Annotated in this window: 17 protein-coding genes, 1 tRNA gene and 1 pseudogene; 10 read left to right on the top strand and 9 right to left on the bottom strand. The window is 70.4% G+C overall.

Annotation, left to right across the window (positions count from 1 at the left end; genetic code table 11):
* Window positions 1-1914: 1914 nt before the first annotated feature.
* Both FHX37_RS24245 and FHX37_RS19615 read left to right on the top strand, forming a co-directional pair.
* Window positions 1915-2820 (top strand): annotated as a pseudogene (locus FHX37_RS24245) (nucleotide-binding protein); the annotation flags it as partial.
* Window positions 2821-2954: 134 nt separating this feature from the next.
* Window positions 2955-3040, top strand: a tRNA-Ser gene (locus FHX37_RS19615).
* A 119-nt stretch (window positions 3041-3159) separates the two neighbouring features.
* Here the strand turns inward: FHX37_RS19615 and alc are convergent.
* Together alc and FHX37_RS19625 are read right to left on the bottom strand one after the other, a co-directional pair.
* A complete protein-coding gene (gene alc, locus FHX37_RS19620) occupies window positions 3160-4299 on the bottom strand; it encodes an allantoicase (protein ID WP_141925677.1) in 1140 nt (379 codons plus the stop codon).
* 92 nt (window positions 4300-4391) lie between these two features.
* A complete protein-coding gene (locus FHX37_RS19625) occupies window positions 4392-5306 on the bottom strand; it encodes a LysR family transcriptional regulator (protein ID WP_141925678.1) in 915 nt (304 codons plus the stop codon).
* Between the two features lie 278 nt (window positions 5307-5584).
* Between FHX37_RS19625 and FHX37_RS19630 the strand changes: the two genes are divergently transcribed.
* The 4 genes from FHX37_RS19630 to dnaN all read left to right on the top strand — a co-directional run bounded on the left by FHX37_RS19630 (window position 5585) and on the right by dnaN (window position 10364).
* Window positions 5585-6796 (top strand): hypothetical protein, encoded by a 1212-nt coding sequence (locus tag FHX37_RS19630; RefSeq protein ID WP_141925679.1) that lies wholly within the window; start codon window positions 5585-5587, stop codon window positions 6794-6796.
* Window positions 6797-7116: 320 nt separating this feature from the next.
* Entirely contained in the window at window positions 7117-8337 is a 1221-nt protein-coding gene (locus FHX37_RS19635) for a hypothetical protein (protein ID WP_141925680.1), read from the top strand.
* A gap of 269 nt (window positions 8338-8606) precedes the next feature.
* Window positions 8607-9074 (top strand): DUF4442 domain-containing protein, encoded by a 468-nt coding sequence (locus FHX37_RS19640; protein WP_141925681.1) that lies wholly within the window; start codon window positions 8607-8609, stop codon window positions 9072-9074.
* A gap of 135 nt (window positions 9075-9209) precedes the next feature.
* Window positions 9210-10364: a DNA polymerase III subunit beta gene (gene dnaN, locus FHX37_RS19645; protein WP_141925682.1), complete on the top strand. Its 1155-nt coding sequence runs from the start codon at window positions 9210-9212 to the stop codon at window positions 10362-10364.
* A gap of 143 nt (window positions 10365-10507) precedes the next feature.
* Here dnaN and FHX37_RS19650 read toward each other — a convergent pair whose 3' ends face one another.
* The 4 genes from FHX37_RS19650 to FHX37_RS19665 all read right to left on the bottom strand — a co-directional run bounded on the left by FHX37_RS19650 (window position 10508) and on the right by FHX37_RS19665 (window position 13846).
* On the bottom strand, window positions 10508-10930 hold the full coding sequence (locus tag FHX37_RS19650; RefSeq protein WP_141925683.1) for a PPOX class F420-dependent oxidoreductase: 423 nt from the start codon (window positions 10928-10930) through the stop codon (window positions 10508-10510).
* A gap of 252 nt (window positions 10931-11182) precedes the next feature.
* On the bottom strand, window positions 11183-12025 hold the full coding sequence (locus FHX37_RS19655) for a DUF2786 domain-containing protein (RefSeq protein WP_141925684.1): 843 nt from the start codon (window positions 12023-12025) through the stop codon (window positions 11183-11185).
* A 250-nt stretch (window positions 12026-12275) separates the two neighbouring features.
* On the bottom strand, window positions 12276-12734 hold the full coding sequence (locus FHX37_RS19660; RefSeq protein ID WP_141925685.1) for a hypothetical protein: 459 nt from the start codon (window positions 12732-12734) through the stop codon (window positions 12276-12278).
* 254 nt (window positions 12735-12988) lie between these two features.
* The gene (locus FHX37_RS19665) at window positions 12989-13846 is read right to left on the bottom strand and encodes an NUDIX hydrolase (protein WP_141925686.1); all 858 of its coding nucleotides are present in this window, start codon (window positions 13844-13846) and stop codon (window positions 12989-12991) included.
* A 152-nt stretch (window positions 13847-13998) separates the two neighbouring features.
* On the opposite strand from FHX37_RS19665, the gene FHX37_RS19670 reads away from it, so the two are divergent.
* A complete protein-coding gene (locus FHX37_RS19670; RefSeq protein WP_246062450.1) occupies window positions 13999-15246 on the top strand; it encodes a hypothetical protein in 1248 nt (415 codons plus the stop codon).
* Between the two features lie 66 nt (window positions 15247-15312).
* On the opposite strand, the gene FHX37_RS19675 is transcribed toward FHX37_RS19670, so the two are convergent.
* The 3 genes from FHX37_RS19675 to FHX37_RS19685 form a co-directional block, all read right to left on the bottom strand.
* Window positions 15313-15852: a hypothetical protein gene (locus tag FHX37_RS19675; RefSeq protein ID WP_394344525.1), complete on the bottom strand. Its 540-nt coding sequence runs from the start codon at window positions 15850-15852 to the stop codon at window positions 15313-15315.
* Window positions 15853-16139: 287 nt separating this feature from the next.
* Entirely contained in the window at window positions 16140-16742 is a 603-nt protein-coding gene (locus tag FHX37_RS19680; RefSeq protein WP_141925689.1) for a hypothetical protein, read from the bottom strand.
* 5 nt (window positions 16743-16747) lie between these two features.
* Complete coding sequence (locus FHX37_RS19685) at window positions 16748-17365, bottom strand: hypothetical protein (RefSeq protein ID WP_141925690.1); 618 nt, start codon at window positions 17363-17365, stop codon at window positions 16748-16750.
* Window positions 17366-17674: 309 nt separating this feature from the next.
* Between FHX37_RS19685 and FHX37_RS19690 the strand changes: the two genes are divergently transcribed.
* The 3 genes from FHX37_RS19690 (at window position 17675) to FHX37_RS19695 (ending at window position 21246) form a co-directional block, all read left to right on the top strand.
* A complete protein-coding gene (locus FHX37_RS19690; RefSeq protein ID WP_141925691.1) occupies window positions 17675-17866 on the top strand; it encodes a hypothetical protein in 192 nt (63 codons plus the stop codon).
* A gap of 58 nt (window positions 17867-17924) precedes the next feature.
* Complete coding sequence (locus FHX37_RS23025; RefSeq protein WP_170181649.1) at window positions 17925-18083, top strand: hypothetical protein; 159 nt, start codon at window positions 17925-17927, stop codon at window positions 18081-18083.
* A 109-nt stretch (window positions 18084-18192) separates the two neighbouring features.
* On the top strand, window positions 18193-21246 hold the full coding sequence (locus FHX37_RS19695) for an AfsR/SARP family transcriptional regulator (protein ID WP_246062451.1): 3054 nt from the start codon (window positions 18193-18195) through the stop codon (window positions 21244-21246).
* Window positions 21247-21303: the final 57 nt, after the last annotated feature.

A 21303-nucleotide genomic window follows, 5' to 3' on the forward strand; every position in this document is an offset into this window, starting at 1 on the left:
CCCGTGGTCGCAACAGCTCCGGGGGCGCGGGCGGGTACTGTGTCCTCCCCGGATCCGGTGCGGTGGGTCGTGTTCCACCGCTTCCGTTCCTCCACCACGACGCACCCCAGCTGCACCCCCCTGCCGCGCGAGCTGCGGTTATCCGAACGGGTTGGGATGCGGGCGGCCTCACGCCTCCCGCGTGGCCGGTCTTACGGAACGGTGACGACCATTCCGGCGACGGGTCGGGGTACGGCGGTGGGACACTCACCACGCGATCACGGGCACCCTCGCGCAGCGGCTGCGGGGAGTGAGAGAGACCGGTACGGGTTCTCCCGTCCGCAACCGGCAACGCAGCAGGAAGAAACCCGCCCCGCAACGGGTGGGAACCCCTCCCGTTGAGGAGGGGAGGAAGTCACACATCTTCGACGCGTCGTGAGGAGAACCGCGGTGGCACACACAGAGCACGACGGTTCCGCATACAACGGCCCGCCTCCGGGGGAGCCGGAACCCGCTCCCGAGGACGGGCACGTGGGGGCCGCCCAGGAGTGGGAGGATGCGGGGGCGTCGGCCGATCCGTTGCTCGGCTACGGTGCCATCCCCCCTCCTCCGCCGTACGCGCAACCGGCGAGTGACGCCGGTTCCGCTCCGCCGCCCGGGGTGGAGCACTCTCCTGTCGCTGCTCCGCCGTCGTGGCCGCAGTCGCGGCCCCCGGAGCCCCAGGTGGAACAGCAGCAGGGTACTCCCGAAGCGGACGCCGGTCCGGTTCCCGCCGATGAGGGCCCTGGTTCCGTCCCGTCCGTTCCGTCGTCCGAGGACGCTGACCAGTCCGGGGTGGAGCACTCTCCCGTGGCTGCTCCGCCGCCGTGGCCGCAGTCGCGGCCCCCGGAGCCCCAGGTGGAACAGCAGCAGGGCACCCCCGAAGCGGACGCCGCCCCGGAGCCCACCGGCGGGAGCGCCGGGAGTGACCAACCGGACGTGTCCTCGCCCCAGGAAACGACGGTCCAACTGGAGCGCGGCTTTGACCCCTCCGCCTCCGCCGGGCAGCGGCCGGACGCGCGTTTCCCGGCGGGAGAGGCCGGACACGGCGGACCCCAGGAGCCGGGCGACGAGGGTGACGTACCCGAACCCGAGCAGCTGCCGCCAATGGACAACACCTCCGGTGCCTCGCAGGCGCGTCCGGCCCAGCCGGCGACGCCTCCGGCCGCGCTGTGGCACGGCGGAGGGAACAGCGGTACGCGTCGTCCGGCCAGTGGCGCTCAACGCCCCGCCAGCGGTGCGCAGCGCCCCGCCAGTGGGCAGCAGCCGCCCCCAGACTCGGCGGGGAACGCCAACCCGGCCGGCGGTGGCCAGGCCCAGCCACCGTCGCACGGTCGGCCGCGGGGCGGAGCGCCGCACACGCCACCGGAACACCCCTATCCGGCTACGGGCGGACAGCAGCCTCCGCAGTCGCAGCCGCCGCAAGCTCCGCAGCCTCCGCAGAACCCCCAGTCCCAACCGCAGCAGCCTCCCCATCCTCCCCAACCGCCGTGGGGGAACGTTCCGCAGGCTGCTCCGCAGCAACCGCCGCAGCCGCAACAACCCCAACCCCAGCCGCCGCAACCACAGCAGCCTCCGCAGTCGCAGCCGCCGCAGCCTCCGCAGACCCCCCAGTCCCAACCGCAGCAGCCTCCCCATCCTCCCCAACCGCCGCGGGGGAACGTTCCGCAGGCTGGTCCGCAACAACCGCCGCAGAACCCCTACTCCCAACAGCAGAGACAACCGGGGCCGGACGGGCTACCACCGCCCCCCGCCCCGCCCGAACAACCCCAACAACCGCAACCCCCGCAGGCACCCGGGCAGCCGTTCCAGTACCAGGCCCACATGCCTGCGGCGCAGCAACCCGCCCAGCACGGGCAGGGAGCGCCGGCCGAGAACGCGGAGGCGCTGGACCCCGACTCGCTGGTGCGCGGCAAGCGGGAACAGCCCGGCGGCGGCTGGCGCAAGGCGGTGCACACGCTTTCCCTGGGGATGGTGACACCGGGGGAGTCGGCCACCGAGCGCCGCCGCAGGGACCTGGCCGGACGCGCGCGGACGAACGTGGTCGGAGGCCACCACCGGGTGGCGGTACTCAGTCTCAAGGGAGGAGTGGGCAAGACCACCACCACGGTCGCCCTGGGCAACACGCTGGCTTCGCTACGGGGCGACCGCGTGCTGGCCGTGGACGCCAACCCCGACCGGGGCACCCTGTCGGACAAGGTGCGGTTGGAGACGACCGCCACCATCCGCGACCTGCTCAACGAACGGGAGGTCATCTCGCGTTACGCCGAGATGCGCGGCTTCACCTCCCAGTCCGCGAGCCGGCTGGAGATCCTGGCCTCGGACCGGGACCCCGCGGTGTCCGAAGCGTTCAGTGAGAACGACTACCGGGAGGTCACGCGCATCCTCGAGCGGTTCTACTCGATCTGCCTGACCGACTGCGGGACCGGCCTGCTGCACTCGGCGATGCGCGGGGTGCTGGGACTGGCCGACCAGGTGGTACTGGTGAGTTCGGGGTCGGTTGACGGGGCGCGCAGTGCCAGCGCCACGCTGGACTGGCTGGAGGCCCACGAGTACGGCTACCTGGTGCGGGGAGCGGTCGTGGTGCTGTCCATGGTGCGTTCCGACGGCAAGGGCAGCGTGGACCTGGACCGGTTGGAACAGCACTTCACCGGCCGGTGCCGTTCCGTGATCCGGGTCCCGTGGGACCAGCACCTGGAAGAGGGCGCCGAAGTCGACCTGGAACGGCTGACCCCCGGAGCGCGGGACGCCTACCTGCAGCTCGCCGCCACCGTGGGGGAGGCGTTCGCCTGGCCGCAGTGACCGCGGACTGTCCGCCTCCCCGGTGCGGCGGCGGTGCCGCGGCACCGCCGCGGGAACGCCGCCGTTCCGTACGGGCGCGAATCGTCAGCTAGCATGAGGGCCGGAAGGGGACGGGTGATTCCCGCCCCGTCTGAGGAGGGTTCGCACAGCGGCCGAGTGCAGTGCTCTTGAAAAGCACCAAGTCCATCGGGCTTCGTGGGTTCGAATCCCACACCCTCCGCTCGTTCCCGGCGCGGGGCTGCCGGCGCGCCCACGCGCGTCGCGCACCGGCAGCCCCGTGTTGTGCCGGTCGGCGTCTCGTAGCAGACCGTCGCGGCACCGCCGGGCCTCCCCGTCGTGTCACGCCCGCAGCTGGTTCCAGCGCTCGCGCACGTTTCGCTCACCGGTGTCGGTGAGGCTGCCGTGGAAACGCAGCCGGGCGATACCGCCGTCGGGGAAGGTGTCCACCCGGGCGTGGGTGGCGGCTGGGGCGTTGTCCACCCGGAACCGGTGGGTCGCGTCGGGCTGCAGCGGGGTGCGGCCGATGATCTCGGTCCAGGAGGAGGGGTCCTCGGGGTCGGCCGTGGTGGCGTCACAGGTGGAGACGGTGATCCAGCCGGCGGCGTTGCCCTTGAAGTAGCTGGTGTCGATCTCGATCGCGCGGGGCTGGCTGTGGTCGGTCAGCCGCAGCCGCACCCAGTCGTTGCCGGTGTCGCGGCGCCGCCGCGTCTCCCAGCCGTCGTCCATCTTGCGGGAGCGCCCCGGCAGGATCATGTTGTTCGTGGGGGAGAAGAACGAGTCGGAGGCGGCCTCGGTGGCTCCACCGTTCTCCAGGGCGGCCAGGTCGAAGGTGCCCAGCAGCGTGAGCCACTCGGGGTCGCAGATGACGTCCCCGTACACCCGCAGCCGGGCGATGCCGCCGTCGGGGTACTGCTTCAGGCGCAGGTGGGTCCACCGCCGCTCGGTGGTGACGGTGAAGGTGTTGGCGGCGTGCCCCTGCACGGGTGTGCGGCTGACGATCTCCTCCCAGACGGTCTCGTCGCTGAGGAGCTCCTCGGGGGACGGGGTCCCCTCGACGTGGGCGGCCTCCACACTGACCTGCTGGGGATAGTTGCCGCGGAAGTGGGCCGTGTCCACGACGATGCCGCGCACGACCCCGGGAAGGCCGAGCCGCACCAGTGCCCAGTCGTGGTCCGCGCGGGTCGAGTGCGGTTCCGCCGCGCTGGGGCCGCGGCGCCGCCGCGTCTCCCAGCCGTCCATGATCTTGCCCTTGTGCCCGAACGCCTCGGGGTCGAAGACGGGCGCGTGCGGGTTGAGCAGGTTCTCCCGTTCGGCGAAGAACTCGTCGTTGGCGGCGACGACACCCGCCCCGAGGCGCCGGTCGGACAGCTCCACCATGGCGGTGAAGTCGGTGTCGGCACCGCGGTAGTCGGCGTAGGGATCGCCGCCGCTGTAGGGCTGGGCGTCGTTGGCGTGCGGGTCACTCGACTGGTCGGTCATGGCTCGCTTCCGTGCTCGGCGTTGTCGCTTGCGGTTTTCACTGTGACACCCGCCAACACGTCACGTCTATCGAAAGTTCCTTCGTGGTCTGTTCAGTTGTACTTACTCTTCTGGTGCGCGACGGTTTCCAGGGCGCGCAGGACCTCTGCGAGTTGCGGCCGTTCCCGCGCTCCGGCGCGTACGGCAGCCACCACATGGCGGCGCGGATGGTCGGCGCGTAGGACGCGCACGGCCACCCCGGGGGCGGGTTCCGCCGTGACGAGCCGCGGCACCAGCGCGACCCCCATCCCGGCTTCGACGAGGGAGAGGATCGCGGGCCAGTCCGTGGCGATGTGACGCTGTTCTGGTACGAACCCGGCGTTGACGCAGGCGGTCATGGTGATGTCCCGCCACGGGCCGTCGCTGCCGAAGATCCAGGGCTCCTCGGCGAGGTCGGCGAGCCGCAGCTCGGGCACCGCCGCGAGCCGGTGGTTGACGGGCAGCGCGACGTGCAGGGGATCGGCGAGCAACGGGATCCGTTCGAACTTCCCGTCCCGCGGGGGAGGGGTGTCCGCGGCCAGTGACAGGGCGAGGTCCACGTCACCGGAGGCCAGCAGGTCGTACACGTCGGCGGCCTCCGCCTCGCGGACGCGGACCCGCAGCTGGGGGTGTGTGCGGTGCAGCTCGGCGGCGGCGGGAACCACGAGGTTCGGGATCGCCGTGGCGAACGCCCCCACGTGCACGTCTCCGGCCTCCCCCCGGGCGAATCCGGCCAGTTCGGCCTCGGCCCGCTCCAGGTGGGCGAAGACGGCGTCCGCGTGGCGCAGCAGTACCCGTGCGGCCTCGGTGAGCCGGACCCGGCGCCCGTGGGCCTCCAGCAGGTCCACCCCGGTCTGCCGGGCGAGCGTGGAGAGCTGCTGCGAGACGGCCGAGGGGGTCATCCGGAGGGACTCCGCCGCCGCCCGCACGGTCTTGTGCTCGTCCAGCGCACGGAGCACCTGCAGTTTGCGCAGGTCCCAATCGTTCATGCACGCAGCTTAGGTCGTGTTCGGTGGACGCGTGCGTGGCTCTCCGGTACCGCGACGGCGGAGTCCTCTCCCCGGTGCCGTGGGAGGCGCGTGCCCCGGGGAGGCGGTGGGCAACCGTGTTCCGTCGACCCCCGCGGGTAGGGGAAAAGCAAAAAGTGGCATTCGATTTCTTTGTGTGACGACAACAGGAGTGTTGCGCCTTACGCCAGGGCGACGTCTGACAGATCATGAACATTCGATCGTTTTTCTCGAATCCGAAACCTGGTCGGAGGAAACGCATGGTGTCGGGTGTCACTCCGCTCCCCGGGGACGCGCGGATCCTGCACGTTGGCCCGCACAAGAGCGGAACCACCGCGCTGCAGGGCGCGTTCCACCTGGCGCGTCCCCGGTTGGCGGAACAGGGCATCACTCACGTCGGTAAGGGACGCAACCCCGCGAGGCCGGTGCAGGCGGTGACGGGGCGCCCTCCGATGCTGGGCGGTCCGACGCCCCATGAGGAGGACTGGCAGGGGCTGGTGGACGAGGTCGCAGCGACGGGTGACCAGCGTGCCCTCATCAGCAGCGAGTTCTTCGCGGCCGCCACCGAGGGGACCATTCCCCGCATCGTGGAGGATCTCGGCGGTTCACGAGTGCACGTGGTGGTCACGCTGCGGCCGCTGGGCAAGGTGCTGCCGGCGCAGTGGCAGCAGTACGTGCAGAACGGCATCCGCGCTTCCTACGAGGAGTGGTTGGACGTCATGTTCAACCGCCCGCACGAGCGCCCCAACTCCAACTTCTGGCAGCGTCACCAGCAGGGGGACTTCGTGGAGCGCTGGGCCGGTGTCGTCGGGGCGGACAACCTGACGGTGATCCCCGTGGACGACTCCGACCGGGGGATGCTGCTGCGGGTCTTCGAGGGCCTGCTGGACCTGCCGGAGGGTTTCCTCGTGCCCGACGACCGGCATGCCAACCGCTCCCTCTCCTACGGGGAGGCGGAGACGCTGCGTGGCCTGAACAAGGGGTTCAAAGCCCGGAGATTGCCGGCTTCGTTCTATTCCACCTACATCCGGCACGGGGCGGTGAAGCGGATGAAGGTGGCGTACCAGCCGCCGAAGGGCTCGGAGATCCTGACGCCGGAGTGGGCGCTGGAGCGCGCGGCGAAGCTCGGTGCGGACTCGGCGGAGCGGATCTCGGCGCTGGGGGTGAACGTCATCGGCGACCTGGAGCGGTTGAGCGACTACCCCAGCAACCGGGCCGGAACGCCGGCCTCCGGCGTCGCTGTTCCCCCGGAGGCCGCCGCCCAGGCGCTGGTGGGTGCCGTCGGGGCGATCAGGAGAGGCGGCGTTCCGGACCCCGCCCCGTCCCGACCGGGCCCGGGGGCCGGCCGGGACCGGAGGTTGCGTGAGACCCCGGCCCGGGAGCTGGCCCGGGAGCTGTTCTCCCGCGGCCTCCGCAGGGCCCGCCGCGTGGGCGGGAGGCTCCTGGGAAGAGGGCGGAGTGCCTCGTCCTGACCGTGCGGTGCGGGATCTCCCGTCCGGACCGCCTCCCCGGCGGTGCTTCCCCGGGCTCCGCACGACCCGTGTCGCTACCGCCCACCACAACGGGTCAGGGACCCACCAGTGGCCAGGGAGGACGCTGCGTCGCGTGGAGAAGTCGCAGCTTACGCACTCCCGAACACCGGTATCCTCGGAACGAGCGCGGAAGGGGACAAAACACAACACTATTCTTCGTAAACAATTTTTATTGTTGTGTTACATATCAGTGCGGTGTTTGTCGATCCGTGAGTGCTCGATTATTTTTCCCGAAAGCCATAACCAATCGGAGGAAACGCATGGTGTCAGGCATCACGCCGCTCCCTGGAAACGTGCGGCTCCTGCACATCGGCCCGCACAAGAGCGGAACCACCGCGCTGCAGGGCGCGGCCAACCTGGCACGTTCCCGTCTGGCGGAACAGGGTGTCTCCTACATCGGCCAGGGGCGCACTCCGGTGAAGCCGGTGCAGGCGGTGACGGGGCGCCCTCCGATGCTGGGCGGTCCGACCCCCAACGAGGAGGACTGGCAGGGGCTGGTGGACGAGGTCACCGCAGCGGGTGACCAGCGTGCCCTCATCAGCAGCGAGTTCTTCGCCGACGCTCCCCCGGAGAACGTTCCCCGCATCGTGGAGGATCTCGGCGGCTCGCAGGTGCACGTGGTGGTCACGCTGCGGCCGCTGGGCAAGGTGCTGCCGGCGCAGTGGCAGCAGTACGTGCAGAACGGACTGCGCACCTCCTACGAGGAGTGGTTGGACATCATGTTCAACCGCCCGCACGAGCGCCCCAACTCCATGTTCTGGCGGCGCCACCAGCAGGGCGACATCGTGGAGCGCTGGGCCGAGGCCGTCGGGCCGCAGAACATGACGGTGATCCCCGTGGACGACTCCGACCGGGGGATGCTGCTGCGCGTCTTCGAGGGCCTGCTGGATCTGCCGGAGGAGTTCCTCGTGCCCGACGACCGGCAGGCCAACCGCTCCCTCTCCTACGGGGAGGTGGAGATGCTGCGGAGCTTCAACCGCGAGTTCAAGGACCAGCGGATGCCCGGTTCGTTCTATTCCACCTACATCCGGCACGGGGCGGTGAAGCGGATGAAGGTGGCGTACCAGCCGCCGAAGGGCTCGGAGATCCTGACGCCGGAGTGGGCGCTGGAGCGCGCGGCGAAGCTCGGTGCGGACTCGGCGGAGCGGATCTCGGCGCTGGGGGTGAACGTCATCGGCGACCTGGAGCGGTTGAGCGACTACCCCAGCAACCGGGCCGGGACACCCGATCCCGACGTGTCCCTCTCCCCGGAGGCCGCCGCCCAGGCCGTCCTGGGTGCTCTCGGTGCGGTACGGAGGCAGAACGCCGCCGCTTCCGGGAAGTCCACCAAGACCGGCAAGGCCGGTTCCAAGAAGGTCGCCCCCCAGGACCAGCAGTTGCGGGATGTCACGGGCCGCCAGTTGGCGGGGGAGCTGTTCACGCGTGGTGTCCGCAAGGGCCGCCGTGTCCGCAACCGGGTCCTGGGGAGGAAAGGGAACTAGGCTCTGTTTTCTGGACGCTGTTCGTCGCGAGCGGCGTCTCCGGTGCCGCCCGGCACGGCCGACAAGGAAGGCGGAGCGGATCCTCCGTCGACCGGCGGGAACGCTGCGGGGCAGTGTGCTGGAGCGGCGCGCAGCAGGACAAGCGTCCGAAAAACAGGACCCGGCCCCCTCCGGAAGCCGTGGTGGGCGTCTCCGGCGTGTTCGTCGGCGACGTGCCCTCCACCACCGGATGCCTGGAATTTTTTGTTACTCGTGAGTAATGTGGGGCCATGGCAACCATGGACGCCGAAACGGCGGAAGCAGTGAAGTCCGGGTTCCTCGCGGCGGTCCCGTTCGCGCGGACCCTGGGTGTGGAGTTCGTGGAACTGGACCACGACCGCGCTGTGCTGCGCCTTCCGGACACCCCGCAGCACCACAACCACCTTTCCGGGCCGCACGCCGGCGCGATGTTCACCCTGGCCGAGTCCGCCTCCGGCGCGATCGTGATCGGCGCGTTCAACGACCAGCTCGACCGGGCCGTGCCGCTGGCGGTGAAAGCCGAGATCCACTACCACAAGCTCGCGATGGGCGACATCACCGCCGAAGCCCGGCTGACCCGCTCTGCCGCGGACATCGTCGCGGAACTGGACGCGGGTCAGCGGCCCGAGTTCGGCGTCGACATCGACCTCCGGACGGAGGACGGGACCACGACCGGATCGATGACCGTGGTGTGGACCCTGCGCCCCAACCAGAAGTAGCCGCCAACCGACGACGTCCCCCGCGCGGCACCGGGGATCTCCTCTCCGGTGCCGCGTCGTCAGCTGAAATGTCCGAGCCGCTGGGTACGGTAACCGCCACACCGGCAATCGGTACCGAGCGCTCGGGGAGGCGACGTGGAATTCCGTGTGGACCGGGACGAACTGGCGGCGGCGGTCTCGTGGGCGGCCCGGGCGCTTCCGAGCCGGCCGGCCATGCCGGTTCTCGCCGGGATGAAGCTGGAACTGCCCGGGACGGGAACGGCGCAGCTGCGGGCCTCGGCGTTCGACTTCGACCTGTCCGCACAGGCCACCGCGACGGTCGAGGCGCAGAGCGGCGGTACGGTGCTCGTCCCCGGGAAACTGCTGGTGGACATCCTCCGCAACGTGCCGCCCGGACCGGTGACCGCGCGCCACGAGAGCGACCGGGTCACGTTCGCCTCCGGCGGGGCGCAGTTCACGATGCTCACGCTTCCGGTGACGGACTATCCCTCGCTGCCGGAGCTGCCGCCCGCTACGGGGCACGTGACGGGCGGGGGGTTCGCCACTGCCGTGGGCCAGGTGCGTCCGGCGGCGAGCAGGGACGACACGCTCGCGATGCTCACCGGCGTACACCTCTCCTGGTCGGGAGAGGAACTGTCCCTGGCCGCCACCGACCGTTACCGCCTCGCGATGCGGGAGCTCACCTGGAGTCCCGCGGCCCCCTGGTCCACGGGGTCGGCGCTGGTTCCCGCCCGTTCGCTGCAGGAGGCCGTCCGCTCGTTGTCGTCCGACTCCTCGGTCGCCGTCGCGCTGTCGGGCGGCGGTGGTGCGGAGGACACGCGGTCCCGCGGATCGGGAATGATCGGCTTCGCCGACGGCGGCTGGCACACCACCAGCCGGTTGCTCGACAGCGAGTTCGTCTCCTACGCGTCCCGTTTCCCCACCGACATCGCGGCCTGTGCCGAGGCGCGCACCGCGTCGTTGGCCGAGGGGGTGAAGCGGGTGGCACTGGTGGCGGACCGGAGCACGCCACTGCGCATGTCGTTCTCCCCGGAGGAGGTCGTGCTGGAGGCGGGGTCCGGGGAGGACGCGCAGGCGCGGGAGGCGGTACCGGTCACCTACGACGGTGAGCCCATGCGGGTCGCGTTCAACCCCGAGTACGTGCTCGACGGTCTCGGCGCGGTCACCACCGACAGTGTGCGACTGGACCTCACGACCCCGACCAAGCCGGCCGTGATCTCCGAGCCGCCGGCTGCCGGGGAGGAACGCTCGCGGTTCCGGTACCTGGTGATGCCGCTACGCGTGGCGTGAGGGCGGACACGCTCTCGGGGAGCGCGGGAGTTCCCGTACCCGCCGTACGAGTACCGGCGCCCCGTCCTCGGCGACGGCGACCGTGTGCCCGGAGCGGACCTCCCCGCCCCGGGCCGCTGGGGGACCGGGGCGGGGAGGTCCGCTCAGTCGGGCCAGCCCTCGACGCTCTGGACCTCCTCGTCGTGGTCCGGGGCCAACGCGTAGTACAGCATGCGGTACCGCAGCAGCCGTTCGGAGATCGGCGCGGACCACCGTTGTGACATGGGGTGGCGGCGTCGGAGTATCCGGGCGGCGCGTTGGGCCTCGGCACCCTCCAGCTGCCGCGCCCGGCCGTGGACGGGGTTCCCGGAGGGGCGTCCGCGCGAGGTGCAGGGACGCAGGTCGGCGACCGGGTTCCGGCGCAGCCGTTGGGCCCGGTCCGAGTCCTCCCAGGCGCAGAAGAGGACGCGGCCGTTGTCCAGGGCGATGTTGACGGGTGTGTCGACGGACGTGCCGTCCTCGCCGTACGTGCTCAGTAGCGCTGTTCTCTGGCCGCGGAACGAGGTGAGGGGAGTGGCTGTGGACATCGTGGGTCTCCCTGCGGAAAGGCGTTACGTCCACAGTCCTTCCCACTGGTGACGTGTGCCACTCTCCGCGATTCCAGTGTGGATACGGGTGGCAGCGTAGCGGAATCGGGCTGGCCGTACCTGGGGCGGAGCGGTCCGGAATGAGCGTGAGAACCGCAGTTATCCACAAGTGTGGCCGGGGAAAGCGAAGTTATCCACCGGATTTCCCCAGCCTGTCCACATAGTTATCCACAAGGTGTGTGTTGGGGCAGGTCACTCACCATCGGACAGTTCGGAATTGCCGCCCTGGCCGACCGCGGTGCCCGCCGAGCCCAACTCGGCCCGGCGTCCGCGGATGTAGCCAGCCCGCGCGCCGCCGCGATGGTGTGTACGCTCCGGCCGGGTTTGCGGTAGTTCCGGGAACCGCCGTTGGAAGTCCTCGCGCACTCGGTCCACATCCGTGCGCAACACGACCTCCGCGCCCTGTTTCGACTCCTCCTGGCCGGCCTCGCCGCCCTCCTCGGAGTCGGCGCCGGCCTGGGACGGATCCTCGCGCAGCCGGCTGCGGAACTCGCGGATGCGCTCCGCCACCGCGTACCCGTAGGCCCGGATGAACGAACGGTAGAACCGGTTACGCTCCGTGGTTAGTGTCGACCGGTCGTAGTTGCGCATCTCCCGTAGGTCCGCCACGTGGTTGCGTGTCGTGAACTTCGCGGACGCTTCCATCTGCATCGTGATCGAGGGGAGCAACACCCGCAGCGCGTCGAGGGCTGTGGCGGTGCCCACGATGATCAGCGTACGTTCGGTGTTGGCGGAGGTGTTGCCGCGCACCGCCGACTGGCAGCCGTACGCCGCGGCGATGCCTGCCAGCGCCTTGACCCGCGCCTTGCCGTGTCCGCCCACGCCGGAGACGGGGAAGTCCATCCGGGTGACGGATTCGGGATCCTCACCACGCTGCGCACGCGCCTCGGCCTCCGCGATGGCGTGGCGGGTCATGAGTTCGGCTGCTTTGGCGGTGAATGCCTGGCTCTCGGCATCAGTAACCGAGGTGTCCTCCGCCATGCGAAGGAGACCTCGGACCCGCTCGATCATCTTCTGACGATCTTTGGCTGTCATGGGTAGGTTGAGTGTCCCCCGTGATGAGTTCGGTTCGCAGCCGCCTAGAACACCCGGGCCGGGTGCGGTTGTTCCGCGCGGCCTCCACGCCGTTGTCGAGCATGGCACAGATTACGGGGCGGATACCTACCCGGGGGTCGTGAACAGGCGGAGTGTCGCGGGCCGGGACAGCCGCGCGGCGTGAGGATTCACACGTGGGGCGTTCCCACGTCCTTCCTGCTCACAGAGTCTGGTGGTGGCTTCGCGGCAGTTACCGGCTCCGGCCGCCGGCCACCATCCCGATCACCCCGAGAATGGCCCAGATCGCCCCGCCGGCCAGCAGTCCGACGAACGCCGCCGGGATCCATCCCAGCAGGATACTGGTGAGCAGCGGTCCGCTGAGGATCGTGGAGACGTAGGAGAAGACGCCCGTTCCCGCGGCGCCCAGCAGGGCGGGAGGCATCGCGGTCCGCCACGGGTACTGGCTGGCGTAGCGGCGGGCGCGCCGGTCGCCCTTGCTGCTGAACAGTGCCACGGCACCGCCGACCAGCGCGAAGAAGAAGATTCCCGTGCTCGCCCCGTTCAGCAGGGCCTCCAGGACGTTCGGCGACAGGTTCAGCAGGAAGGACCCGACACCGGTGACAGCTCCGGCTGCCGTGGCCGTCCCCCAGGGCCAGATCATCGTCGCCGAGGCGACGGGAGTGAATGCGTTGCCGCGCTCCAGCGTCATGTCTGCTCCTCGATTCCGTGAGCGGTGCTCAGCCCGGTCCGGTAGGCGGGCCGGTCATACCAGCGTGCCCGGGTGGCGGCTACCAGCGCATCAGGGCACACCCCTGATGTACCCCTGACGTCGTCGCTCGGCACCTCACGCGCTCGTTTTCCACATGATTGGGGATTGCTTTCCCAGGGTCAACGACTGGCGCCGCTCTCACGTGCCCGGCGAGCCGATCCCGTGGCGAGGGCGCGGCGGACAGCGTGGTGCGGTCACGTGCCCTGGGAGTCCGAAACGGAGAGTTCCCGCAGCCACTCCGGGGGGAGCACCCGGACGCCGTTCTGCTCGCCGCCCACGGCGGCCTCATCCCGTGTGACCACCAACGCCGGGGAACCGCCGCTGTTCAGGGCGTTCTCCACCGCTGAGCTGGTGCCGTACCCGGTCACGACCTCCACCCCGGCTTCGGGAGGCGCGGTCGGCGCGGCGCCGTCCACAGCGAGCAGCACCCGCGGGAACCACCGGTGCAACGGTGCCTGCGGCAGGTGCTGGGGGACGGCCCTACCCGGAACACCGTGCCGGGCGAGGGCGGCGAGCGAAGCGCGCAACTCCCGCGCGCCACCCAGCCGCGCGCTGGCGGTGTGCGCGTCCACAACCAGGACCGGGTGCCGTTCGAGCGCCGCGCGCGCCTCCGGCCAGATCCGACGGAAGGCGGGCAGCAGCGGCAGGCTCTCGACCCGGTCGGCCCGGACCCACCGGATGTCCGCGCTCTCCGCGCTCCCCGGGGAGAACGCCCGCTTTTCCGCAGCCTGCGCCAGGACCGTGTCGTAGCGCCAGACCGTGTGCTCCTGACGGTGGATGCCGGTCACGGTGATCTCGCCCAGTTCCCCGGCGACCTCCTCGCGGAACTCCCGCAGCGCCCCCTGGACCGGGGACTCGCCGCTGTCCAGCGCCCCGCCGGGCAGTCCCCAGGTGTTGCCGTGGTGGCTCCACCACGAACGGTGCTGCAACAGGATGTGGCCGATTCCGGCCACGTCCCGTCCGCACAGCAACAGCCCGGAGGCTCCGTACCGCCCCCACCGCCGCGTTCCGTCGGGCAGGAACACCCAACCGTCCCCGTCACCTGCGCTCACGCCGTCCGTCTCCTTTCCGGCTCCGTCCCGTCCCGGTCGCCGTGCCGTACAACGTCGGCAACCATCACGGTCTTTCCCCGCTTCGCGCCGCGGCGGAAGCCTTGCGCCCTCTGGTTACTATTCCCTCGATGGCCAGAGTGACGATGGATGCCGTGAGAATCCCGGTATACACCCTCGACCTGGTGAGGCGGTACTGGGCACCCCTGCTGTGCGTGTACACCGCTGGCACCTTCCTGCACGGGATGCTGCTGCGCGGCATGGTGTGGATCTCCGACATCAACGCTGTCGTGGGTCTGCTCGGGCTCGGCCTGGCGACCCTGGTGACCCTGGCGACCACCATCCTCATGTTCCACATGCTGCGTCCGGGACTTCCGGTGGTGGACACCGAGCTCGTCGGCGCCCGCCCGGTCAAGTCCCGCGGGGAACGCGTCGTGGTGGACGCCGTCGCGATGGCGATCCTGCCGTTCCTGGTGTTCTACAGCGCCTGGGGGATGTACGCCGAGGAGTTCCGGACCTACAGCCAGAACCTGGTCAACGAGCGCGGGATCACCGGCTACGTGGAAACGGCCGAACTCAGCGCGTTCGGCCTTCCCCTCGCGTTCGCGCTGGCCTGTTGGTGCCTGCGCCTCGTGGTCGAACGCTACTACAACAGCACCGGGAACACCGTGCTCGGGCTGCTGACGGCGGTCTTCGAGGCCAACTGGATGTTCCTGATGGTGTTCTCCGTGGCGCAGCTGATCGACCGCGGCCAGGCGTGGCTCGCCGACCGTGTCGTGTGGGAGGGGATGCAGCACGGCCTCCAGGACTTCCTGCGGTGGGTGAACGACGCATTCCCCCTGCCCTTCGAGGTGAGCTATCCCGCCGCGCTGGCGGTGGCCGCCGCGGTCTGGAGCGACCTGAAGGAGGGGCTGCTGGGGCCGCTGTTGTGGTTGACGATCGCCGCGGTCGTCTTCGGGGCCGAGCTGGACAAACACGAGTCGCTGTTCCGCAAGGGGTCCCGAGGGGAGCGGCTGGAGAAGGCGGTCGGCCGAACCCCCGGAATGGTGCGTGGGATCGGGAAGTTCGCGGGACGCGACCTGCACGACAAGTACACCCCGTTCCTCAACTCCTTCCGGCTCATCCTGCGGGTCAGCCCGGTGTTCTACCTGGCGTTCTGCCTGTACTACACACTCATGGAGCTGGGCGCCGGGTGGCTGGAACGGGGGATCTACGTCCTCGTCGGCCCCGCGGACTTCCTCGGCTGGTGGTGGCAGTGGCTGGAGCCGGTCACCATCGGTGTGGACGCGCTGCACGAGCTGCTGCGGGTGTGCCTGCTCGCGGCCACGTTCGAGCTGATCCTGCGCCGGATCAGCGCCAGCAGCACCGGGCGGCGCGCCAGACGGCCGGTCCGCGCCGAGTGAGCCCGGCCCCTGACCGGCGGACGCCTGTCCTGCCGCGCGGCAGGACAGGCGTCCGCCGAACAGTGCCTACTCCGGCGGCTGGTCGAACAGGGCCGCCTCGGGTTCGGGCTCGGATGCGTCGTCGCGCGTGTCCACCCGGACCTCGAACCGCAGTGAGTCCACGGCGTCCTCGGGGACCAGGTAACTCACCACGACGCCTCGTTCGGTTCCGGCCTCGAGCTCGGGAAGTTCCAGGCCCCGGCACCCGTTCAGACCCGAGACCGCCCCGTCCGGGAGGCTGCGGGACGTGTACTCGGTCGTGGGGGTCCAGGAACGTCCCCGGTCGTCCACGGCGCGGAACCGGCAGGAGGCCTCCAGGCGTTCCCCCGCCTCGGCGCTTTCCGGGGTGGCGGTGAAGACCGCGTCGACGAGCCGCTGACCGTCGGACGGAGCGTCGAGGAACTCACCGGTCGCGTCGAGAACCACGCCCTTGATCTCCCACTGGCTCCCGGCGAGCTCGGTAGTGGTCCCGTCGACAGGGGCCGCTGACGGCGGCATCAACCCGGAGGCGAGCACGGACCGGCGCTCCAGCCACCACGGCACCCCCAGGGTGACGGGCAGAAGCACGAGCAACGCCAGGACGTAGGGCAGGTGGAGGCGTTTCCACAGGGGCGCGGCCCGCCTCGGACCCGCGGGGGCGGGAGTGCGCGGCGGGCCGGACGGTGGTTGGTGCGGCGGGGGAGCGCCGCCGCCCGGCCCGGGTGGTGGTGGGCCAGGGGGCGGTGTCGGCGGCCGGGGAGGCTGTGTTCCCGGCGGTGCCGGTGGGGTACCCCACGCTCCGGGGTGCGGCGGTGGAGCGGGAGGAGGGTGACCGTGGTTGCGGGGATCGGGGTGTGACATGTCCGGCGCACCACCTAGCGGGTTTCGGTCGGTGGGAGTGAGACGGATTCGTCCGCCGTGTCGATCCTTCGGGTGAGTTCCTCACCTTCCAGTTCCAGGTCGGCCTCGGCCTGGGCGGCCAGCCGTGTCTCCGCGGACTCGGAGAGGGCGACGCGCAGTGCGGGGTCGGCGAGCTGGTCCTCGGGCACCTCGAAGGCGAACGCGCCGTAACGCGGTATACCGGGGTCGAAGCGCGCGGCTGTACCGCTGAGCGTGTTGTTCAACCAGGAACTGCCGCTGTAGGTGGCGCCCGTGCCGGTGTCCAGCTCCGGGTGGACGGAGGTCAGGGTCGTCCGGGTGGACTCCACCGTCGCCCAGACGATCACCCAGACCCCGTTGGCCTCGATCGGCTGCGGGCCTCCGGTGCTGTCGGCGTCCGCCGCGCTGCGGGCGAGCTGCACCTTGTCCACGGTGAGCGTGAACCGCTCGGCGTCCACCGCCGTTCCGGCGGTGCCGGAGTACGTGACCGGTTCGGTCAGCTCCTCGGCGGAGGGGATCATCCGGTGCGCGCCCATGATCGCCGCGATCAGAGTGGCGCTGATGACGGTGGTGAGGGTCCAGTGGACGAACCGGGACATGGCCTTCACTCCTGAGTGACGGGAAGGGTGACCTCAGCGGCGGTGTCGCTGGTCGCGAACCAGCGGGAGCTCCGGTCGGCGAACCCCGGCTTGTGCTCGGCCTCGCTGACGGCGACCGTGATCTCCTCCAACTCCTCCGGGACGGAACCACCGGAGGGCAGCGGCCAGCGCATGAGAACCGTCTCCGGCATGTGCGGCTGGATGCTGGTGACGGGCAGCTCGGGGGCGCGCTCGAACACCAGGGAGAACTCGTCGGGAGGTGTTCCGCCGGGGGACAGGTCGGCCTCGATGGTCGACCGCAGTTCGCTGAGGCGGAAGGGCTCGTCGTCGTGGGACGTGAGCTCGGCTCGTACCTCCACGCCCGGGGTTCCCTCGGGGCCGGCCCCAGCGGAGCTGACCGCCTCGTGCGGGGTGAGGGTGAACATCGTGTTCTTCATGGGGGAGCCGGGTTGGAGCACCCGGTCCGCGTCGGACGCGCGGGCGAGGCCACCCATGGCCCACGTGGCCAGCGTGACGGCGCCGGCGAGGACACCGGATACCGTGACGAGGACGACCCGCGCGGCGGTGCTGCGGGGCAGGATGTGCCCCGGATCGTCGTTGGGGGTGGGTGCGTGGTGTGCCACGGGAACGAAGTGTATGCGCAACCGTCCGGGCGTGGCTTCCGGAGTACGCGTCCGGCCGCTCCGGTGTGGACGAGGGGGTTTCCGGGAAGACAACAAGGACGCGGTCCCGCGGCTGGCGCCGGCGGGACTCTCCCCGATTCCCGGGTGTAAGCGGACTGAAACTTGGCCACAAGGCGCTCTCTCTAGCGTGAACGGTGTTCAGCGGGAGCGGTGTCCGCGTGAGTACCTCGCGGGCGCCCGGCCCGGTCGTTACGGATAGGACGGTCCCACACCCCCGTCCTTCACCACACGTGCGGATGGGAACGAGAGATGTCGACTGCCGAGCTGACCTCCACGCCGGGGGAAGAGTTCTTGGAGATCATCGCGGATCTCGAGGGGGAGGGGCTCCTCCCACCGGTACACGCCAAACTGGACCCGATCAGCGACGACCCGCGTCCTGTCGAGGAGAGGGAACCGGCCGAGGAGGACACCGAGGAGATCGAGGAGATCGACTGGCCGTGATGTTCCGGTAGCCGAATCCCGCACAGCCCATGGGAAACCCAGTGTGAGGAGTGCGGATATGACCGCGACGGTTGTTGCCCCCGCGGAGAACAGAACCAGGGTCGGCGAGCCGGCAGTGGCCAAGCTCGACCCGTACGGCGAGCCGGTTCCGGACCGTAGGACGGAAACATCCCCCGAGGAGGAAACGGAAAACGAGAAAGAGGACGGCCAATCCTGAGGGAAACCGTCAGCTCACCTCCGCCACCTGGAAAAACAGTCCGACGGTGGCGGGGTGAGTTCTTTCTTCTCCCGTACCGGAAATAAAGGGCCTTGCTACAGTGCCATCCGTGCAATTCGGCGTGCTCGGCCCTATTTCGGCGTGGTCCGAGGAAGGCGACGCGGTCCGCGTGGGCGGTCCGCGTCAGCGGTGTGTCCTGGGCGCGTTGCTGGTCGACCTGGGCAGGGAGGTGACAGTAGAGCGGCTGATCGACTTCCTGTGGGACGACGACCCGCCGCGGACCGCCCGTTCGGTCGTCCAGGTGCAGATCTCGCACCTGCGCCGGGCGTTCCCGGACATGATCCAGACGACGGCGGGGGGCTACCTGGCGCGGGTCGATCCCGCGCGCGTCGACCTGCACCGTTTCCGGCAGCTGACCACGCGCGCGCAGGCGGCGTCGGGCTCCGAGGAGGCGCTGGCGCTCTGGGAGGACGCACTCGCCTGCTGGCGGGGCCACCCCTTCTCCGGGACCGGTTCGGAGACGGTCTGGTACACCGTGTGCCAGCCGCTGCTGGAGGAACGCTGGGTGGCGCTGACCTCCTGGGCCGAGTGCGCGTTCTCCCTGGGGCACTACACGGACGTCGTCACCCGGCTCACTCCCCTCGTGCGCGAGGACCCGCTGCGGGAACGGCTGCAGTACCTGCTGATCGCCTCCCTGTACCAGAGCGGGCAGCGGGCGTCCGCGCTCACCGTGTTCCACGAGACCCAGCAGCATCTGTCCGAGGAGCTGGGGGTCGACCCGAGCTCGGAGGTCATGGAACTGCACCAGCGGATCCTGAAGGACACCGAAGCCGTGGCGGCGCCGTCCCCGGCCACGGTGGACACGGTGCCGCTGCGTGTGGAACCCGCCGCCCCTCCCTCCGACCCGGAGGCCGAGGCCGCGCCGGAGTTCGTCTCCCGCAACGACCTGCCGCGCGACATCCCCGACTTCACCGGCCGGGAGGGGGATCTGAAGAACCTGCTGGACCTCGGCCGGAAACGCAAGGAGCGGGCCGAGGTCGCGGTGGTCACCGGGCCCGGCGGCGCCGGGAAGACCACCCTGGCCGTGCACGCCGCCCACCGGTTGGACGCGGAGTTCCCGGACGGGCAGTTCTTCATCGACCTGTACGGTTACAACGTCGACCAGGACCCGCTGACGGTGTCGTCGGCGCTGGGGAGCCTGCTGCGGGCTGTCGGTGTCGAACCGGACGCCATCCCCGAGTCCGTGGAGGAGCGTTCCGCGTTGTGGCGGGCGATGCTCGCCGGCAGGAAGTGCCTCGTCGTCCTGGACAACGCGGCGAGTTTCGCCCAGGTGTCACCGCTCCTCCCGGCGGCCGCGGGGTCGTTGACCGTGGTGACGACGCGCCAGGAACTGCCCGGCCTCAGCGGGGTGCAGTACCTCTCCCTCGGGATGCTGGGCGAGGACGCCTCGCTGCGGTTGTTCTCCACCGTCCTGGGGGCGCACCGCGTGGAGGGCGAGTACGAACGCGCGCTGGCGGTGGCACGGCTGTGCGGTGGCCTCCCGCTCGCGTTGCGGATCATCGCGGGCCGGATGCTGAGCCGGCCGCGGTGGACGTTCGAACACGTCGAGAAGCGGCTGAGCGAACACCAGCGCCGCTTCCGCGAGCTGCGGGTCGACGGGCAGAGCGTCGAGGCGGTGTTCGAACTCTCTTACCAGAGCCTGGACATTCCGCACCGCAACGCCTTCCTCACGCTCGGAGCGATGCTCGGGGGCAGTATCGACCTGTACGGGGCGGCGGTGCTGCTGGACCGCGACCTGCCGGAGTCGGACGACCTGCTGCAGGAACTCGTCAGCGTGTGCCTCCTGGACGAGCTGGGGGTGGACCTCTACCGGTTCCACGACCTCATCGGGACCTACGCGCGCCACAAGGCGCTGCAGGAGCTTCCCGGCTTCGAGCTGGAGAACGCGCGGCTGCGGCTCGCGGACCACTACCTCGACATGGCGAACCGGGCGGCGGCGTGGCTGGGGCCGCGCGCGCACGAGTACGACACCGAGAGGATCAACGCCTCCCGGTACCGGAGCGAGATCTCCAGCGTCGCCGAGGCGATCTCCTGGTTCGAACGCCACCAGGAGAACCTGGCCTCGGCCGTCGATTTCTACGCTGTCTCGGAGGAGGGGGAGAAGGCCTGGAAGCTCGCGGACTCGCTGTGGCGGTTCTACGCCTCGCACGGCGAGACGGAGCTGCTGCTGTCCACGCACGAGAAAGCGCTCTCCGCCAACCGCTCCCAGGGGAACCAGCGGGGCAGCGCGGTCACGCTCATCGGCTTGGGGATAGCGCACTGCCTGGCGGGGAGGTTCGACGTCTCCCTCCGGCTGCTGGTCGAGGCGCGCGACATCCTCAGTTCGCTCGGGGACCGGGAGGGTGAGGTGCGCGCCTACGGGAACCTGGTGCTGGTCTACGAGCGGATGGGGAGGTTCCACGACGCCCTGTCGTGCTTATGGACGGTCCTCGAGTACGCCGTCTCCGTCGGGGACCGCCACCTGGAAACCCTGCAGCGGCTCAACATAAGCGTGGTCTACCACACCCTGGGGGAGTGCGAGCGGGCCGCGCGGTTCGCCGAGGAGGCGCTGCAGACCAGCTCCGAGGAGGAGCACACCACGACCCGTTCCGGTGCCCTGCGCATCCTCGGTGAGATCAACACCACCCGCGGGCACTACGACCAGGCGCTCGCGCAGCTGGACGAGGGGCTGCAGCTGGCCCAGTTCCTGGGTGTCCAGACGCGGGAGATCTACATCCACAACAGCAGGGCTGTCGCCCTGCGGGAGTCGGGTGCGCTCGACTCCGCCATAGAGTCCCACCTGCGCGCCCTGGAGCTGGGCGAGGAGACCGAGCAGCGCAGCGCCGAGGCGGAGGTCCGGGTGGACCTCGGCGACACCTACACGCGCGCGCACCGCCACACCGAGGCGTACGAGGCCCACGCGCAGGGGTTGCGGCTCGCGCGGGAACGCAACGAACGCCACATCGAGGGGCGGGCCCTGCTGGGGATCGGTTCCCTTCCGGAGGAGAGCGTCCCGGCCGACGACGCCCTCGCCCACGTCACAGCGGCGGCCGAGATCTTCGACGACCTCGGTGTGCCCGAGGCCCAGCGGGCGAGAGAGGCGCTGCGGAGGCTGCGCGGTTGACGGTGGGACCGGCCGGTGGCGCGTGCTGGTCCGCCGCGTGTGCGAGCAGTCGCCACG

The sequence above is a fragment of the Haloactinospora alba genome, from assembly GCF_006717075.1.
Lineage (GTDB): Bacteria > Actinomycetota > Actinomycetes > Streptosporangiales > Streptosporangiaceae > Haloactinospora > Haloactinospora alba.

Coding starts and splice junctions, on each gene's coding strand:
- alc (WP_141925677.1), bottom strand. CDS start 4,299: ATGACCGACCAGTCGAGTGACCCGCACGCCAACGACGCCCAGCCCTAC.
- FHX37_RS19625 (WP_141925678.1), bottom strand. CDS start 5,306: ATGAACGATTGGGACCTGCGCAAACTGCAGGTGCTCCGTGCGCTGGAC.
- FHX37_RS19630 (WP_141925679.1), top strand. CDS start 5,585: ATGGTGTCGGGTGTCACTCCGCTCCCCGGGGACGCGCGGATCCTGCAC.
- FHX37_RS19635 (WP_141925680.1), top strand. CDS start 7,117: ATGGTGTCAGGCATCACGCCGCTCCCTGGAAACGTGCGGCTCCTGCAC.
- FHX37_RS19640 (WP_141925681.1), top strand. CDS start 8,607: ATGGCAACCATGGACGCCGAAACGGCGGAAGCAGTGAAGTCCGGGTTC.
- FHX37_RS19650 (WP_141925683.1), bottom strand. CDS start 10,930: ATGTCCACAGCCACTCCCCTCACCTCGTTCCGCGGCCAGAGAACAGCG.
- FHX37_RS19655 (WP_141925684.1), bottom strand. CDS start 12,025: ATGACAGCCAAAGATCGTCAGAAGATGATCGAGCGGGTCCGAGGTCTC.
- FHX37_RS19660 (WP_141925685.1), bottom strand. CDS start 12,734: ATGACGCTGGAGCGCGGCAACGCATTCACTCCCGTCGCCTCGGCGACG.
- FHX37_RS19680 (WP_141925689.1), bottom strand. CDS start 16,742: ATGTCCCGGTTCGTCCACTGGACCCTCACCACCGTCATCAGCGCCACT.
- FHX37_RS19690 (WP_141925691.1), top strand. CDS start 17,675: ATGTCGACTGCCGAGCTGACCTCCACGCCGGGGGAAGAGTTCTTGGAG.
- FHX37_RS23025 (WP_170181649.1), top strand. CDS start 17,925: ATGACCGCGACGGTTGTTGCCCCCGCGGAGAACAGAACCAGGGTCGGC.